General features: G+C 42.7%; 16 protein-coding genes. All 16 read left to right on the top strand.

Features of this window, described 5'->3' with window-relative positions; all coding sequences use genetic code 11:
- Window positions 1-14 precede the first annotated feature (14 nt).
- Complete coding sequence (locus K245_RS0111810) at window positions 15-1,244, top strand: lipoprotein-releasing ABC transporter permease subunit (RefSeq protein WP_027359448.1); 1,230 nt, start codon at window positions 15-17, stop codon at window positions 1,242-1,244.
- Entirely contained in the window at window positions 1,237-1,929 is a 693-nt protein-coding gene (locus K245_RS0111805) for an ABC transporter ATP-binding protein (protein WP_027359447.1), read from the top strand. Before K245_RS0111810 ends, K245_RS0111805 begins: the two co-directional genes overlap by 8 nt.
- Before the next feature lies 1 nt (window position 1,930).
- Window positions 1,931-4,579 (top strand): outer membrane protein assembly factor BamA, encoded by a 2,649-nt coding sequence (bamA, locus tag K245_RS0111800; RefSeq protein ID WP_035277071.1) that lies wholly within the window; start codon window positions 1,931-1,933, stop codon window positions 4,577-4,579.
- Window positions 4,580-4,605: 26 nt separating this feature from the next.
- The gene (locus tag K245_RS0111795) at window positions 4,606-5,139 is read left to right on the top strand and encodes an OmpH family outer membrane protein (RefSeq protein WP_027359445.1); all 534 of its coding nucleotides are present in this window, start codon (window positions 4,606-4,608) and stop codon (window positions 5,137-5,139) included.
- 319 nt (window positions 5,140-5,458) lie between these two features.
- A complete protein-coding gene (gene lpxD / locus K245_RS0111790) occupies window positions 5,459-6,484 on the top strand; it encodes a UDP-3-O-(3-hydroxymyristoyl)glucosamine N-acyltransferase (RefSeq protein WP_027359444.1) in 1,026 nt (341 codons plus the stop codon).
- Window positions 6,485-6,510: 26 nt separating this feature from the next.
- On the top strand, window positions 6,511-6,957 hold the full coding sequence (gene fabZ, locus K245_RS0111785; RefSeq protein WP_027359443.1) for a 3-hydroxyacyl-ACP dehydratase FabZ: 447 nt from the start codon (window positions 6,511-6,513) through the stop codon (window positions 6,955-6,957).
- Window positions 6,957-7,727, top strand: coding sequence for an acyl-ACP--UDP-N-acetylglucosamine O-acyltransferase (gene lpxA, locus K245_RS0111780; RefSeq protein WP_027359442.1), 771 nt, complete (start codon window positions 6,957-6,959; stop codon window positions 7,725-7,727). Before fabZ ends, lpxA begins: the two co-directional genes overlap by 1 nt.
- A gap of 6 nt (window positions 7,728-7,733) precedes the next feature.
- Window positions 7,734-8,648: an LpxI family protein gene (locus K245_RS24135; protein ID WP_051284066.1), complete on the top strand. Its 915-nt coding sequence runs from the start codon at window positions 7,734-7,736 to the stop codon at window positions 8,646-8,648.
- Window positions 8,645-9,805 carry a lipid-A-disaccharide synthase gene (gene lpxB, locus K245_RS0111770; RefSeq protein ID WP_051284065.1) on the top strand — a complete coding sequence of 387 codons (1,161 nt, stop codon included), beginning with the start codon at window positions 8,645-8,647 and terminating at the stop codon, window positions 9,803-9,805. Before K245_RS24135 ends, lpxB begins: the two co-directional genes overlap by 4 nt.
- Before the next feature lie 15 nt (window positions 9,806-9,820).
- A complete protein-coding gene (locus K245_RS24130) occupies window positions 9,821-11,623 on the top strand; it encodes an ABC transporter ATP-binding protein (RefSeq protein ID WP_051284064.1) in 1,803 nt (600 codons plus the stop codon).
- A 1-nt stretch (window position 11,624) separates the two neighbouring features.
- Window positions 11,625-12,317 (top strand): phosphatase PAP2 family protein, encoded by a 693-nt coding sequence (locus K245_RS24125; RefSeq protein WP_051284063.1) that lies wholly within the window; start codon window positions 11,625-11,627, stop codon window positions 12,315-12,317.
- 46 nt (window positions 12,318-12,363) lie between these two features.
- Complete coding sequence (locus K245_RS0111755) at window positions 12,364-12,963, top strand: D-sedoheptulose-7-phosphate isomerase (protein WP_027359440.1); 600 nt, start codon at window positions 12,364-12,366, stop codon at window positions 12,961-12,963.
- Window positions 12,964-13,111: 148 nt separating this feature from the next.
- Window positions 13,112-13,822 carry a dolichyl-phosphate beta-glucosyltransferase gene (locus K245_RS0111750; RefSeq protein WP_027359439.1) on the top strand — a complete coding sequence of 237 codons (711 nt, stop codon included), beginning with the start codon at window positions 13,112-13,114 and terminating at the stop codon, window positions 13,820-13,822.
- A gap of 127 nt (window positions 13,823-13,949) precedes the next feature.
- Entirely contained in the window at window positions 13,950-14,195 is a 246-nt protein-coding gene (locus K245_RS0111745; protein WP_027359438.1) for a hypothetical protein, read from the top strand.
- A gap of 25 nt (window positions 14,196-14,220) precedes the next feature.
- Entirely contained in the window at window positions 14,221-16,518 is a 2,298-nt protein-coding gene (locus tag K245_RS0111740) for a GspE/PulE family protein (RefSeq protein WP_027359437.1), read from the top strand.
- 285 nt (window positions 16,519-16,803) lie between these two features.
- Window positions 16,804-17,006: transposase (locus tag K245_RS0111735; RefSeq protein WP_027358177.1), on the top strand; the 203-nt coding region annotated here is incomplete at its 3' end.

The following is a 17,006-nucleotide window of genomic DNA, read 5'->3' as shown; positions in this document are numbered from 1 at the left end:
CATTTTGGTGATTAATGTCTTATGAATTATTTATAGCGGGCCGTTATTTTCGCTCCAAAAGGCGTCAGTCATTTGTCTCGTTAATATCCTTTCTTTCAATAGCCGGTGTGGCTGTGGGGGTTATGGCACTTGTCGTTGTTATTGCCGTGATGTCAGGCGCTGAATCAGAATTCAGGCGCCGGATACTCGGAATAGAGCCACATGTTTGGGTGGCGAGGCATGGCGGCCCTTTCAGCGGTTATATGGAGTCTGTGAATCAGATAAAGTCAGAACAAGGAGTTGTATCTGCATCTCCTTTTGTTATTGCCCAGGCAATGGTGAGCGCTGATTCAGGAAGTTCGGGCGCTTATGTTCGCGGAGTCGACCCACATAATCCAGGCCCCCTGTTTAAGGAAATGACGGCCAAAGAGCTTGAGAGTAAGCTCCCTGATCCTTCTTCCAGGAAATCCAAGGATGACAAACCGGGGATAGTCCTTGGCAAGGAACTGGCAAATGTCATAGGGGCCAAAGAAGGAGACACTGTTCTTGTAATGTCTCTTAAAGGTATAATGTCACCCATGGGGATTCTTCCCAGATTCAAACCGTTCAGGGTCGCAGGTACTTTTTCTTCAGGAATGTACGAATATGACGGCTCTCTGGGTTACATACATATTGAAGACGCCCAGAAGCTGATGAGGCTTGACGGTTCTGTGAGCAGAATAGGTGTCTGGGTTGATGATATATATTCTGCAGGGAAAATAGCCGGTGCGATAGAAAAAAAACTCGGCTTTCCATTCTGGACTAAAGACTGGATGACAATGAACAATAATCTTTTTTCTGCTTTAAAGCTTGAAAAGACAGCCATGTTCGTCATTTTGACTCTTATTATTCTTGTCGCCGCATTCAATATTGCAAGTTCTTTAATAATGATGGTGAATGAAAAGACAAAGGATATTGCAGTGCTCAAAGCCATGGGCGCCACTGATTCAAGTATCAGAAAGATTTTCGTTGTGAGCGGTTTGCTTACAGGTTCCATTGGCACTCTAATCGGAATATTGGGCGGTGTAGGCCTCTGCCTTTTCCTGGAAAGGTTCAAGTTTGAGCTTCCGCCGGCTTATCCCTTTTCAAGTCTGCCAATTCAGCTTGAATATCTTGATGTAGTGGTAATAGCGATCAGTGCTCTTGTAATATGCTTTGTGGCAACAATATACCCGGCAAGACAGGCGTCCAGGCTTGTTCCTGTGGAGGGAATAAGATATGGATAGCAAAATACTGCTTGCGGCACGAAAAATTTCAAAGGGATTTCAGACCGAGGGCGGACAGGTATCCGTACTTAATAATGTAGATATACATATAAAATCCGGAGACAGTATTGCAATAATCGGCGCTTCCGGTATCGGAAAATCAACTCTTCTGCATTTGCTTGGAACTTTGGACAGGCCTGATTCAGGAGATCTTGTGCTCGACGGGATTGATGTGTTTTCCATGAAAGACGAGCAAATTGCAAGATTCAGAAACAAGTCGATAGGATTCGTGTTTCAGTTCCATTATTTGCTGCAGGGGTTTTCTGCATTAGAGAATGTCATGATGCCGGCTCTTATAGGCGGATATAACAAAAAACAGGCCATGAGCTATGCAGAACAGCTTCTTAAAAGAGTCGGGCTTGAAAAGAGAATGAAGAACAGGGTCTCTGGCCTATCCGGCGGAGAGCAGCAGAGAACTGCACTGGCAAGGGCTCTGGTAATGAAGCCCAAATTACTGCTTGCGGATGAACCAACTGGCAATCTTGATGAGAAAACCGGAGAATCCATACATGATCTGCTTGTTGAGCTGAATCATGATTACGGGATGACAACGGTCGTAGTCACCCACAATATGAAACTGGCAAGGCGTATGAAAAGACGGCTTACCCTTCATGAAGGTCAAGTTTTTGAAACGGAGGCGTTCTGATTTGCTGAAAAAAACTTTTTTTGCAGCATTAATTGTTTTCGTGATGGCAGCAGGCTTGGTTAGGGCCGAAGAAAAAACTGCGGCCAGATTCGTGATACTCCCATTTGAAATCATATCAAAGGATGATCTTGGTTATTTAGGACAGAAAATACCTGATACAATCTCAAAAAATCTCGAAGCTGACGGAGCTTCCGTTGTTGTTCCAGATAAAGCAAAAACCGGAGCTGCTATATATTCAGAAGCTGATGGAGAACGCATAAGAAAGATCATTGCGGAAAACAGGGCAAAATATGCAGTCATTGGCTCTCTTTCTTTTAAAGACGACAAACTGGATATTTCATCCTGGGTCGTTCCAGGTGATGGTGGCAAACCTTTTAACGTGAAATCCGAAGGAAAGGGCATTGAATCGATATTTTCAGCTGTTAACTCTCTTTCATCCCAGATTTCCGAAAAAACCCTTCCATTTGAAAAAGTTGATGAAATCAGAATAGAAGGGACAAAGCGAATCGAGAAAGAAGCTATTCTTACTGCCATGGAAACCAAGGTAGGGTCAAGATTCAGGGAAATAGCGCTGTCAGACGATCTGAAAAGAGTTTACAGACTTGGATATTTCGATGACATAAGAATTGAGACCGAGAAAGGCAAATCAGGAAGGGTAGTTATTATTTCAGTGCGCGAGCGCCCGACTGTTCAGAAAGTAACAATCAATATAAGCAGCGTATATAAACCCGAAGAAATACAGGAAGAGATCAAGCTCAAGTCAGGCGGTATTTTGAACATAGACAAGGTTCAGGACAGTATCCGCAGGATCAGGGAAATGATGATCAAAAAGAATTACCACAGCGCCAAGGTTGAATATAAGGTTAATCCTCTTAAGGAAAATCTTGTGGAGCTTGTGTTTGACATCGATCCAGGGGAAAAAATATATGTTCAGGAAATAAAGTTCGAAGGAAATGAGAATTTTTCTAAAAAAGAGCTCCTTGCTGAGATGGATTCCTCGGAAAAATGGTTCATGACCTGGCTGACGAGTGCCGGCGAGTACAACAAGGATATAATCAATCAGGATTCAGGAAAGCTTACAGCTTTTTATCATAATAAGGGCTATGCAAAAGCACGAATTGGCGAGCCTGTGATTGATATGGACGGAGAGACCATCATCGTTACCTATAAGATTGATGAGGGACCACAATATAAAGTTGGCAAGGTCGGAATTGAAGGTGATCTAATCCAGCCTCCTGATAAGCTGATGGCTGATTTCAAAATAACAAAGGAAGAGATATATAATAGAGAATCCATCCAGCAGGATATCATGAAACTTACTGATATCTATGGTGACGAGGGCTATGCCGAAGCAGACATTTATCCAAGAATTGATTATGATGAAGAAGCAAAGACCACAAATATTACTTTTGAGATATCAAAAGGCCAGCCTTTATATATTGGCAATATCCACATATCCGGAAATACAAAGACCCGTGACAAGGTTATAAGGCGTCAGCTTCAGATTTATGAGCAGTCCCTCTATAAAACAAGCAAACTCAAGAGAAGCATACGAAACCTTCATTATCTGGATTATTTTGAAGAAAAGGATCTTAAGGTTGACACTGTAAAGGGTGAAAAACCAGGAACCCTTGATTTAGTAATAAATGTTAAGGAAAAACCAACCGGAACATTCAGTTTTGGTGGTGGTTACAGCAGTGTTGACAATCTTTTTGTCATGGCAGCCATTAACCAGCGCAACCTTTTTGGTAAAGGGCAGATTCTCAACCTCCAGGCCGAAGTAGGCGGAACATCGACAAGGTATAATCTTGGATTTACCGAGCCCTGGCTTTTTGATATCCCGCTTTCAGCCGGTTTTGATCTATATAACTGGGAGCGTGATTATGATGATTATGACAAACAGAGTGTTGGCGGAGCCTTGAGGGCCAGTTATCCTGTATGGGATTTTACCCGTGTTCAGGCGTCTTATGGATATGAGGTTACAGAGCTTACGGATATAGTTGCTGATGCTTCGGATGACATCAAGGATCTTGCGGGAAAGAATTCCACGAGCAGGGTGTCTGGTAATCTTAAGTATGATTCAAGGGACAGGGTTTTTAATCCGACACATGGTGCCCAGTATTCTTTAGGCGTTGAATACGCCGGAGGATTTCTTGGCGGTGACATAGCTTACATAAAAAATAGTGCAGAGACAGGTCTTTACTTTCCAATATTCTGGAAATTTACAGGCTTTATCCATGGCGAGGTTGGCAACATAGTCGAGCAGAGCAGCGGAGTTCTGCCTGATTATGAGAGATTCTATCTTGGAGGAATAAACTCTGTCAGAGGGTATAAGTGGCGTGATATTTCCACCCTTGATGACAAAGGCAAGGAAATCGGCGGTAACAAATATCTTCAGGGAAACGTTGAACTTCTTTTCCCTATCGTGGAAAGCGCTGGTGTCGTGGGCTTGTTTTTTTTCGATACCGGGGATGTGTATGCTAAGGATGAAGATGTGGAATTTTCTAATATCCACTATACGACCGGATATGGTCTTCGATGGTATTCGCCTATGGGACCGATACGCATTGAATATGGGTATGTGCTTGATGATAATGGTGGGAAGCAGGGTGACGGAAGATGGGAATTCACAATGGGAGCGGTTTTTTAAATTGAAAATATAGGGGGCACTTTTAGATGAGAAAATTTGCAAATTATTTAGTTATTATTCTCGCAGCTGTTTTTGTTAGTTCAGGTACTGTATTTGCTGCTGACGGATTGAAGATAGGCATTGTTGACGTTCAGAAAATATTGATGGAGTCAGATGCCGGTAAGGAAGCTCAGGCCAAAATTTCAGGTCAGGGAAAGGACATGGAAGGAAAACTGAAGACCCAGGGTGAGTCTATTGAAGCACTCCAGAAAAATCTCGAAAAAGAGAAGCTTGTGATGAGCCCTGAGCAGTTTGAAACCAAACAGCGCGAGGTAAGAACCAAGGTAATCAATTTTAAGGATCAGCAGAGAAATTTTATGGAAGATCTTAAAAAGATGGAGGCCAAGGCTCTTTCAGAAATCAGGGATGATATACTTTCGGTTATTGATGAGATTGGCAAGTCCGAGGGCTACAATATGGTACTTGAGCGCCGCGATGTCCTTTATTTCCAGGCTGACAAAGATATAACCCCGCAAGTGATCACTGCGTATAACAAGAAATATGCCTCAAAAAAGAAATAATTATTAAATAATTGATCATGGGGTGGCATATGCCGCCCCATCTGCTTTTTTATTAAGGCTATGTTCCAGTTAAATCTTGAAATATGAAGAACAAATTGTTTTCAGTTTATTTTCTTGGGGAACTTTTGCAAAAAGTTACTTAAGACTTCTCAAAAACATAATGTTTTTTTTATGATAACAGCCCATTACTGGGCAAAGTCGCAAAAAGTCAAAAAAGGGATTCGGCGTCATGCCGCAGGGCCTTTCCCTGTGTAAGACGGGGCCTGGATCCAGAATAAAAGCAGAACTATTAACTACAAATAAAACGGATTAGATGCAAATGGGTTTTAAACTCTCGGAAATAGCAGAAGCCATAGGCGGAAGACTTGAAGGCGATCCTGACAAATACATCGAGTTTATTTCGCCATTTGAAACAGCCGGTGAAAATCATATTACCTATGCCGGCAAACAGTCTTTTGTAGATCAGATTCCTGACTCCAGCGCAGGAGCAATTATTGTTTCTGAAAAAGTAAGCATTCAGGGCAGAAATCTTATTAAGGCTCCCATACCTTATGTCGCTTTTGCAAAAGTTCTTCAGCTTTTTTTTCCCCAGCCGGCAATAGCAGGCTCCATATCGCCTGATGCAAGTATAGGTTCGGATTTTTCCTTTGGTGATAATATTGAAATATCTGCAAGGGCTTTTGTTGGTGACAGGGTCACATTTGGAGACAGGGTAAGGGTATACCCAGGTGTTTTTATCGGAAATGACGTCAGAATCGGGTCAGATGTCATTATTTATCCGAATGTGTCTGTTATGGATAAAACGATTATAGGGAGCAGGGTGATAATCAATGTCGGCACAGTCATAGGTTCGGATGGTTTTGGATTTGCTCCTGACGGTCAGAAATACCACAAGATACCACACGTTGGTTTTGTTCAGATAGATGATGATGTCGAAATAGGAGCCAATAATTGCATAGACAGGGGCACTTTCGGAAAAACCTGGATCAAGGAAGGCGTTAAAACCGATAATCTGGTGCAGATTGCGCACAATGTTACAGTTGGAGAGCACTCTGTTCTTGTTGCCCAGGTAGGCATAGCAGGAAGTTCTACAATAGGGACCCACGCTGTCGTCGCCGGTCAGGCCGGTATTGCAGGTCATCTCAAGATAGGCGACAGGGTAACTATAGGCCCCCAGGCTGGCATAGCCCAGAATATCGAATCCGGCCAGATTGTCTCTGGTTCTCCGGAAATGCCGCACAGGCTCTGGCTGAAAGTGAACAGGATTTTGCCTCGGCTGCCTGAAATGAGAAAAAAAATGAAAGATCTTGAGGACAGACTTCTCAAGCTTGAATCGAAATATTAACCTCATTTTTTAATGAACAAACGCTGATGAATGAGACTGGGTTAGATATAAAAAAAATACTGGAACGGCTGCCACACAGATACCCATTTTTATTGGTTGACAGGGTCACAAGGATAGAAAAAGGCAGATCCATTTCAGCGATAAAAAATGTTACCATGAATGAACACTATTTTATGGGGCATTTCCCTGATAATCCTGTAATGCCAGGTGTCCTGATACTTGAGGCTCTGGCGCAGGCTGGCTGCATTCTGGCTTTTGAAACCTGGGGCAGTGAAGACGCTCCGGCCAGACTCTATATGTCAGGCCTTGACGGAGTCCGTTTCAGAAAAAGAGTAACACCTGGTGATCGGGTAGAGCTTGAAGTTGAAATAATAAGATTGAGAAAAAGAGCCGTTAAAATGTACGGGAAAGCTTTGGTTGACGGAGAGGTTGCTGCCGAAGCACATTTCATTGCAATGGCAGGAGAAGACTGATGATACACGAAACAGCAATCATAGGATCTGATGTAGAAATAGGCGCTGACGTGGAAATAGGGCCGTATTCAATAATCAGGTCAAATGTAAGGATTGGCGACAGAACAAAAATAGGGCCATACGTTGTGATAGACTCTTATACTGAAATTGGCCCTGACTGCGAAATATACCAGTATGCGTCAATTGGAGCTCCTCCCCAGGATCTTAAATTTATGGGCGAGGAAACATATGTGAAGATAGGCAGGGGAACAACAGTAAGGGAATTTGTTACCATAAACAGAGGAACTGCTGGCGGAGGCGGAGTAACGGAAGTTGGCGAAGACAATTTCCTCATGGCATATGCGCATATAGCCCATGACTGCAAGACAGGCAAGAGAGTTATCATGGCAAACGGAGCGACCCTCGCCGGTCACATCACGCTTGGCAATTATGTTACGATCGGCGGACTCGTTGCAGTTCATCAGTTTGTACATATAGGTGATTACGCATATATTGGCGGTAAATCAGCAGTTGTAAAAGATGTTCCGCCTTATGTAATAGCTGCTGGAGACAGAGCCGTACTTCACGGTTTAAATAAGGTTGGTCTTGGAAGACAGGGGTTCACGGAAGAAACCCTTGGCGAGCTCAAGAAAACATACAGAATTCTTTTCAGAATAGGCCTCACAATGAATGAGGCGGTAGAAAGGGTAAAGGCAGAAGTCAATATGCTTCCTGAAGTTAAGTCCTTCCTTGATTTCATTCAGTCGTCCCAGCGCGGCATAACCAGATAGAATCTGATGAAGTTAAATATATCCAATTATGATTCATCTGAAAAAAAGTCCTTTCCTTTAGGTCTTATAGCAGGAAATGGCCGCTTCCCGATTATATTTGCGGAAAATGCGATTAAAAAGGGATTCAGGCTTTTTGTGGCTGCTTATCAAAATGAAGCTGACGAGGCCATAAACGATTATGCTGAAAAAATTGTCTGGCTCAATCCAGGGCAGGTGAGCAAGCTCCTGAATTTTTTCAGGTCAGGTGAAGTCTCATCCGTTGTAATGCTTGGGGGCATCAAGAAGACCAGGATGTTCACGGACATAAGGCCTGATCTTGGTGCGATCAAGCTTCTTTCTGCGCTCAAAAACACCCACGATGATGGAATATTAAGGGCCTTTGCCACGCTTCTGGAAAAAGAAGGGTTCAAGGTCGAATCCTCAACTTTTCTGGTTCCTGAAATTCTTGCTGAAGAAGGTTGCTGGACAAAGAAGAAGCCCGGTAAATCAGAAAAAATGGATATGAACTTTGGCTGGAAGATCTGCAAGGAAATAGGCAGGCTTGACATCGGTCAGAGTGTTGTTGTGGCAGGTGGAACTGTTCTTGCCGTCGAAGCTGCCGACGGAACCGACGCCACAATCCTGAGGGGCGGACTTCTTGCAAAGGGAAACGCTGTGGTTGTGAAACTTCCCAAACCTGATCAGGATATGCGTTTTGACGTCCCGGCAGTTGGGCCCCAGACCATAGAAACCATGAATAAAGCAGGAATAAGTCATCTTGTGATAGAGGCAGGAAGGACGGTATGCATAGATCTTCAAGAAATGACAAGACTTGCCAATCACTATGGGATTTCCATATCAGCTCTTTCCGGATCAGTTCTTTCGGAAGGCTTTGAATCAGAATCTGATAAAAGATCAGGTAAGGAGCCGGCCGAGAAATGATCAGCTTTTTTAAATCTGCTAAAAAACCGGAACTAAATAAAAACATCATTTTCATTAGCGCCGGTGAACCATCAGGTGATTTCCACGCAGCCAATCTTGTTCGGGAGATTTTAAAGAAAAAACCTGGTCTCAAAATACATGGGATGGCAGGGCCATTGATGAGACAGCAGGGCGTTGAAGCTGTTTGTAATTCGGAAAAACTTGCTGTGATGGGTGTGACTGATGTTCTAAGCCACAGCCATATAATATTTGACGCATATGCCACTGTCTCTTCTTTTATTCAGGAATCAATGCCCGGCATTGTAATTGTTGTCGATTATCCCGGCTTAAATCTGCGTATAGCCAAAAAAGCCCATGACCTTGGGATCCCGGTTTTTTATTATATAAGTCCCAAGGTATGGGCATGGGGATCTGGCAGAATCGAAAAAATACGTCGGTATATAGATCATATGGGCCTGATCCTTCCCTTTGAAGAATCCTTTTACAGAAAGAATGGAATCCCTGCCACTTTTGTCGGCAATCCTCTGATTGATTCCATCCCCGAACCTTCGAAGGACAATCGCCGTAAATCTTTAGATGGCAGAACGGTAATCGGTCTTCTTCCTGGATCAAGGAAGGGTGAAATTTCAAGGCATCTTCCTGTGATGCTTGAAGCTGCGGCCATAATAAAAAAGAGCATTCCCTGCGCCGGTTTTCTGCTTTCCATGAAAGATGAAGCATACGCTAAAAAACAGATAGCTTTATGTGGTCTCAGTGAAATAATTGAAGTTGAAACCGGAGACGTAGGGGCAGTTTTTGAGAGATGTGATGTTCTTGTGGCCTCATCTGGTACAGTAACGCTTGAAGCCGCCATCGCAGGTATTCCGACTATTCTTATATATATCATGTCAGACCTGAGCTTCAGTATTGCAAAGGCACTCGTAAAAGTTGAGTTTGCCGGACTTGCCAACCTTATTGCCGGACGTGAGGTTTCTCCTGAACTTCTTCAGGGCGAGGCTAATCCTGAAAGAATTTCCAAAGAAATTATAAGTTTGTTGAATGATAGACAGAAGCTTGACAAAATGAAGTCTGATTTTCTGCTTGTAAGAAAAAAACTCGGAAGGCCGGGCGCAGCAGGAAGGGCAGCTGATATTATTCTATCGATTTTAAAGAAGTGAGAAAAAAGATAAAGAATGAAAAACTGGTTTAGAAAAATATTCGAGTTACAACCACGACACAGATATCTGCTTAATCTGATTTTGAGACATAAATACAGACTTCTTTTTGCCATGGTTTTCATGATGCTTTCGGCAGCTGCTACCGCTGCGACAGCATATTTAATCCAGCCTGCGCTTGATGATATTTTCATAAGCAAGAACATGAACAAGCTGATTCTTATTCCTGTAGTTGTAGTAATTGTCTTTGTAGTCAAAGGCGGCAGTATGTATGGTCAGGCGATCCTGATGAATTATGTGGGTGAGAGCATAATCAGATATTTCAGGGACAGCCTGTACTCAAAAATGCAGGAACTGCCTCTTTCGTTCTACCAGGGCAAAAAGACCGGCGAGTTGATGTCTCGAATCACAAATGATGTTAACGTAATAAGGGGAATGGTTACCTCTGCTGTGACAAGATCCCTCATGGACTTTTTCACTGTTTTTTTCCTGATTGGTGTTACTTTTTACCAGATATGGCAACTGGCTTTTTTCAGCTTCGCAATATTGCCTGTGGCAGTATTCCCGATTGTTCATTATGGCAGAAAGGTAAGAAAAGTAACTACAGGCTGTCAGGAGTCAATGGCTGATCTTACTGCAATGCTCCAGGAAACTTTTACAGGCGCCAAGGTTGTAAAAGCATTCGGCATGGAAGAGTATGAAAAAAACAAATTCAGCGCACTGACCCAGAGGCTTTTTAATCTTGAGATTAAAAATACCAGAGCAAAGAATATGTCTTCTCCTATTATGGAGGTTTTTGCAGGCATTGCCATAGCATTCGTAATCTGGTTCGGCGGCGCGTCTGTTATTAAAGGGACTTATTCCACAGGGCAGTTCATGTCTTTTCTTGCTTCTGTAATGATGCTTTATGATCCGATAAAAAAAATGTCCAATATGAATAATGCTATACAGGAAGGAATGGCTGCAGCTGACAGGGTTTTTGACATACTTGAGGCAGTTCCTGAAATTGAGGATTGTGCACAGCCTGTCTCAATAAAACATTCGGCCCATAGTGTGACCTTTGAAGATGTATATTTCAGATATGACAGGGATGATGTTTTAAGGGGGATAAATCTGCATGTCAATCCAGGCGAGGTTCTTGCTCTTGTTGGTATGAGCGGAGGCGGGAAATCCTCGATTGTAAATCTGGTTCCAAGATTTTATGAGGCGCGTTCGGGACGAATTCTCATCGATAATATTTCCGTAAAAGACGCATCAATAGCATCTTTAAGATCCCAGATTGCGATTGTCACCCAGGAGCCTATATTATTCAATGATACCATAAGGAATAATATAGCCTATGGTAGACCAGATGCCAGCACTGAACAAATTGAAAGCGCAGCAAGGGCGGCGTTTGCACATGATTTTATAGAACGCTTTCCAAAGGGCTATGAAACAAATATTGGTGATCTTGGAGCCCGCCTTTCAGGTGGAGAAAGGCAGAGGATCTGCATAGCAAGAGCGCTTCTTAAAGATGCCCCAATTCTGATACTTGACGAAGCAACATCATCGCTTGATTCAGAGGCTGAAATACTTGTCCAGAAAGCCCTTGAGAATCTCATGAAAGGCAGAACGACATTTGTTATAGCCCACAGGCTTTCCACAATTGTGAACGCTGACAGGATAGCTGTAGTTGTTGCCGGAAAAGTGGCTGAAGAGGGCAGACACGACGAGCTTTTAGCCGCACAGGGTGAATACAGTAAGCTTTATCAGATGCAGTATGGCAGAAATATGGAAACGGGAATGCTCCAATCAGATGAATTTGTGACTGGAACTGACTAAGGTGAAGCTTAGCAAACTGAATCAAAAAAAAATATCCGGACTTGCGATATTTGGCCTTATCACGTCATGTTTTGTCACCTTGTTTGTATTTTTCCCCAAGGCGGATATTCTTGTTTCCGATTTATTTTATGATGCTAAAAACGGGTTTTTTCTTCGAAAAAATCCTTTCATAGTGTTCATATATGAGTCCATAGAGTTTTTTATACCTGCTCTGATCATATTTTGTCTGATTTCTTTGGTTCTAATCAGAATCAAAAATAGAAAAATATGCGGTCTTGGATATTCAGGCATTATATATCTGCTTGTGGCGCTTGCAGTTGGCCCAGGCCTTTTGATAAATGGAATCCTCAAGGAATTCTGGGGCAGAGCAAGGCCCGCAACAATCCAGGAATTTGGTGGAAAGCTGGAATTTACCCCCCCCTTAATTCCTTCTGATCAGTGCCAAAGCAATTGCTCATTTGCCAGCGGACATGCGTCGGCGGGTTTTTTCCCAGTGGCGATGTCCTTTGTCTGTTTAAATCACAGGAGGAAGTTTTTTTTTGCCGGTATTTTTTACGGCTTGCTCACAGGGTTTGCACGAATAGTCCAGGGGGGGCATTTCCTTAGTGATGTGATATTTGCAGGGCTTATGGTTTACGGATTGTCATGGCTAATATGGCTTTTTTTTGATAAAGATTCTGAAAATCCATACTGAACTAAAAATAATATATTGATTTGAAATAATTAAATACAAGTGACTTATGCAAATTACTGATAAATCGAATTTTTCCAGAGATTATATAAGTAGATTAACGACCGTTCTTGCGGAATTTGACCATTCATCATTCAGCCTGATTGTGCAAATGCTTCTTGGGGCATATCATGAAGGCAGGCAGATTTTTGTAGCAGGCAATGGCGGTAGTGCTTCGACTGCATCCCATTTTGCGTGTGATCTGAATAAAGGCGTAAGTTATGGTCTTGAAAAAAGATTCAGGATGATTTCACTTTCTGACTGTGTGCCTTCGGTTCTTGCTTACGCAAATGATGTATCATATGATTCCGTATTCGTTGAACAGCTCAAAAATTTCTATATGCCAGGAGACCTTGTCATAGGTATTTCGGGAAGTGGAAATTCAGAGAATGTTCTTCGGTGCATAAAATATGCTAACGAGAATGATGGCCATTCCATAGGTCTTTGCGGATTTGGTGGCGGAAAACTGTCGGGCATGGTCGAGGTTGCTCTCGTCGCAAGAGTAAACGACATGCAGAAAGTGGAAGATATCCACATGATAATTGTTCACATGCTTATGCAGGTTTTATATGTGGAGCTTCACGGAGAGCATCCGGGTAAGGCTTGCTGATTCGTAGGCCTGATTAGAGCGTCATTTGCTCGTAATCCGGCATTGTTCTGACCATTTCAGGTTTTCTGATGTTTAGACTATGTATTCTCAAGCGCAACGGAGAATTGAGCATAGCCACAAAAAGCATAATTAATATTCAGGGGAAAAAATGCTATCAATAGTAATACCAGCTTACAATGAGTCGGATAGAATAATACCAACAATCGAAAAGACACTGTCATATCTGTCCGAAAAAAAAATAGAGGCAGAGATAATCGTTGTCAGCGATGGAAGCAAAGACGCCACTGTCAAAACTGTCAGAAGCTTTTCAGCCCCGGAAAACGTAAAAATAAGAGCCATTGAGTATTTTCCGAACAGAGGCAAAGGATACGCAGTAAAAACAGGGATGCTTGCAGCTATAGGCGATACTGTAATGTTTATGGACGCTGATTATTCCGTTCCGATAGAATATCTTGAGACAGCTTTTGAACTTATAAAAGACGGTTATGATATCGCAATTGCTTCAAGGGCTGTAGAAGGGTCCGTAGTTGTAAGGCATCAGAATTTTTTAAGGGAGCTTTCAGGTAAAATATACACGCTGATCCAGAACACTCATCTTGGCCTGAATTTTAATGACACCCAGTGCGGATTCAAGGTCTTTACGGGCAAGACCGTTAAAAAGCTTTTTTCAGGTCAAAAGCTGTCAAGTGTAATATTTGATCCGGAAATCCTCTGGCTTGCGTGCCAATACGGATTTAGGACTGCGGAATTTCCTGTTAAATGGACTCATATGGAGAATTCACGAATTCAGTATGACAGCATCGATAAATTCCTTTTCGTATTCAAGGAACTTTTCAGAATTAAGAAACTGCATAGATAGATTTTGCCAAAGTCAATTTGCCGTCAATTTGCAAAAACAAAACGTTCCCAAATCAATATATACGCATTGCATGGAACGGATAATTGACTTTGACAGTATCTGATTTTTTGGTTTAAATAGGTTAAATATGAGTGATAAAAAAAACGGTTTGCAGAGAATATGGGGATTTGCTCTTATATTGATGGGGATTGCCGTTGTTTTCAGAATTCCTGAAATACTTGAAAGAGTCAAAGATAATCCTTTGTTCACCTCTGGCAAAATGTATATTCAGTTTTGTTTCTATTTTATTTCCATGATTCTCATAGTTGGGGGCATTAAAAAGATAATGATTTCCTCAAAATCCGGCAATAATGAAAATAATCCTGAAAGCTGATTCTTTCAGCTTATAGCGGGGGTACATGACGGACACCACAGACACTGCAGATGTTAATAATCTGAAGACAGAAGTTGACTACCGCACACGCCTTCAGGAAATCTCCAATAAAATTTATGCCGCTGCAAAACTAGATGAGATTTTCATAGACCTCAGGGAAGAAATCACCACTCTTTTTGAGGCTGAAAGAATGACCATCTATTATGTGGATGGTGTCAAAAGGGAACTTGTTTCAAGATATAAATCCGGTGAAGATAAAATTTCCGAAATTCGTGTGCCAATTTCTCCGGACAGCATATCAGGGTATTCAGTATATAATCAGATTCTGGTGAACGTAGCCAATGTCTATGACCAGAAAGAGCTTGAAGCCATAGACTCATCTCTTAAGTTCGACAGCACCTGGGATAAGAAAACAGGTTTTAAAACCCACCAGGTAATCGTCGCCCCCATTATCTATAAGACTCTCCTTCTCGGCGCAGTACAGCTCATCAACAGAATTGACGGAAAAAAGTTTACCCCCCAGGATGAAGAATGCGTCAAAGAACTTGCAGAGGTTCTTGGTATAGCACTTCATAATCAGAAGCGCATTGCCAAGAACAAGACAGCTGGCAAATTTGACTATCTGCTCGAGAATCACATAATAACCATTAAGGAGCTGAACGCTGCAATCACAAAATCCAGACTTGAGAGAATCCCCATGGAAAAAATCCTGAAGGAGGATTATCAGGTTGGAAAGACTGATCTTGGTAAATCACTTGCCAAGTTCTATAATATGCCCTTTGTTGAGTATGACGCAAAAATTCCAATACCAGGAGAGCTTCTCGCAGGGTTGAGAATACCGTTTCTAAAGGCCAATTTCTGGGTTCCGATCAGAAGAGAAGGCGGGTTTCCTCTTGTTGCGATAGATGACCCGCTTGACTTGCAAAGAACAAATGAGATCAAGGCTCTTTTCCAGGGTCAGCCAATAAAGCTCGCATTTGCCTTTAAGGAAGATATCCAGGAATTCTTAAGGCATTTTACCCATGATGAAAAAGAAATGGCCAGCATCGATGACATCCTGTCCCAGCTCAAGCAGGAAGATCAGGGCATAGAAGAGGCCGAGGCAGCCGTAAGTGAAGAAAGCAGCGCAGTCGTCCAGCTTGTTAATAAAATCATACTCGATGCCTATGCAAGGAACGCTTCAGATATTCATATAGAGCCATATATGGGCAATCAGAATACAGAAGTTAGGATCAGGATAGACGGAGCATGCAGCCTTTACCAGACTATTCCTTTCAGCTACAGGAACGCTGTCGTATCCAGAATCAAGATTATGGCAGATCTTGATATTGCAGAAAGAAGAAAACCCCAGGACGGAAAGATCAAATTCAAGAAATACGGCGGCAAGGATATAGAGCTCCGTGTCGCGACTGTTCCAACCCAGGGAGGAGTTGAAGATGTCGTAATGCGTATTCTCGCGGCAGGCAAACCCCTTCCTCTGGATAAAATGGGTTTTTCTGACCGTAATTTTGAGAATTTTGTATCAGCGATAACTAAACCATATGGCATCATATTTGTCTGCGGCCCAACCGGATCTGGTAAAACCACGACTCTTCACTCTGCCCTTGGATATATCAACAAGCCTGAAACTAAAATATGGACGGCCGAAGACCCAGTCGAAATCACCCAGAGGGGGTTGAGGCAGGTACAGGTTCAGTCCAAGATAGGTTTCAATTTTGCCGCGGCCATGAGGGCATTTCTCCGTGCCGACCCCGACGTCATCATGGTGGGTGAAATGCGTGACCATGAAACTACCCAGATTGGTATCGAGGCTTCGCTCACCGGTCACCTTGTTTTTTCAACACTGCATACAAACAGCGCCCCTGAGAGTATTACGCGACTACTTGACATGGGCATGGACCCATTCAATTTTGCAGACGCAATCCTTGCTATCATGGCCCAGCGTCTTCTTAGAACTCTCTGCAAATCATGCAAGGAAGAATATCATCCATCCGAAGCCGAGTATAATGAGCTGGTGAGGGAATATGATGAAGATCTTTTTAAAAAGAATGTGAATATTCCTTTTACAAATGATCTGACCCTCCACAGGGCCGTTGGTTGCGAAAAATGCTCAGGCACAGGCTATTCAGGACGAATGGGCATACATGAGCTGCTTATGGGTACTGATAAGATCAAGCGGCTCATACAGGAAAAGTCAAGGATGGAGATAATAAGGGATGTCGCCATAGAGGAAGGAATGTCAACCCTGAAGCAGGACGGGATCGCAAAGATTTTTGCAGGCCATACTGATCTTCTTCAGGTCAGAAAGGTCTGCATTAAATAGGCCGCATTTTGTTATATATATCAATGTGTTGTGTGATCATTTGCCTTGATTGGTAGGGGCTCAATTAGGCTGCGCACCAGATGCTGCGTTTCAGGAGGGGCGTTTTATGGCTTTTTGCGAGACCATCAAACTTTAAGGCTATGTACCCTTTATGTTTGGTTAATGCCTCCGGCGGGTCGCTTTTTTGAAAAAAGCTCCGCAAAAACTTTTTTGATTACCATTTTTACTCCGCCATGCTTATCTTAAGGCATGTGAAAGATTATCCAGATATGATGGAGGTGTAGCATGGCAAAAAATATGATCCAATTTCAAAAAGGAAAGAGTATTCACGAATTCCTGTCCGAATATGGGACCGAAGATAAGTGCCAAGACTCATTATTCAGACTTAGATGGCCGCATGGTTTTAGTTGTCCGAATTGCGGCGGTTCGAAATTTTGCGAGCTCAAATCAAGAGATCTGTACCAATGCCACAAGTGTCACCATCAGGC

The organism is Desulforegula conservatrix Mb1Pa, from assembly GCF_000426225.1.
Lineage (GTDB): Bacteria > Desulfobacterota > Desulfobacteria > Desulfobacterales > Desulforegulaceae > Desulforegula > Desulforegula conservatrix.
Note: the sequence above shows the minus strand (reverse complement) of the source record. Positions and strands in the feature narration are given on the sequence as shown.

Bases quoted from the DNA above. Each gene is read 5' to 3' on its own strand.
- K245_RS0111810 (WP_027359448.1), top strand. From the start codon at position 15: ATGTCTTATGAATTATTTATAGCGGGCCGTTATTTTCGCTCCAAAAGG.
- K245_RS0111805 (WP_027359447.1), top strand. From the start codon at position 1,237: ATGGATAGCAAAATACTGCTTGCGGCACGAAAAATTTCAAAGGGATTT.
- K245_RS0111795 (WP_027359445.1), top strand. From the start codon at position 4,606: ATGAGAAAATTTGCAAATTATTTAGTTATTATTCTCGCAGCTGTTTTT.
- lpxD (WP_027359444.1), top strand. From the start codon at position 5,459: ATGGGTTTTAAACTCTCGGAAATAGCAGAAGCCATAGGCGGAAGACTT.
- fabZ (WP_027359443.1), top strand. From the start codon at position 6,511: ATGAATGAGACTGGGTTAGATATAAAAAAAATACTGGAACGGCTGCCA.
- lpxA (WP_027359442.1), top strand. From the start codon at position 6,957: ATGATACACGAAACAGCAATCATAGGATCTGATGTAGAAATAGGCGCT.
- K245_RS24135 (WP_051284066.1), top strand. From the start codon at position 7,734: ATGAAGTTAAATATATCCAATTATGATTCATCTGAAAAAAAGTCCTTT.
- lpxB (WP_051284065.1), top strand. From the start codon at position 8,645: ATGATCAGCTTTTTTAAATCTGCTAAAAAACCGGAACTAAATAAAAAC.
- K245_RS24130 (WP_051284064.1), top strand. From the start codon at position 9,821: ATGAAAAACTGGTTTAGAAAAATATTCGAGTTACAACCACGACACAGA.
- K245_RS0111755 (WP_027359440.1), top strand. From the start codon at position 12,364: ATGCAAATTACTGATAAATCGAATTTTTCCAGAGATTATATAAGTAGA.
- K245_RS0111750 (WP_027359439.1), top strand. From the start codon at position 13,112: ATGCTATCAATAGTAATACCAGCTTACAATGAGTCGGATAGAATAATA.
- K245_RS0111745 (WP_027359438.1), top strand. From the start codon at position 13,950: ATGAGTGATAAAAAAAACGGTTTGCAGAGAATATGGGGATTTGCTCTT.
- K245_RS0111740 (WP_027359437.1), top strand. From the start codon at position 14,221: ATGACGGACACCACAGACACTGCAGATGTTAATAATCTGAAGACAGAA.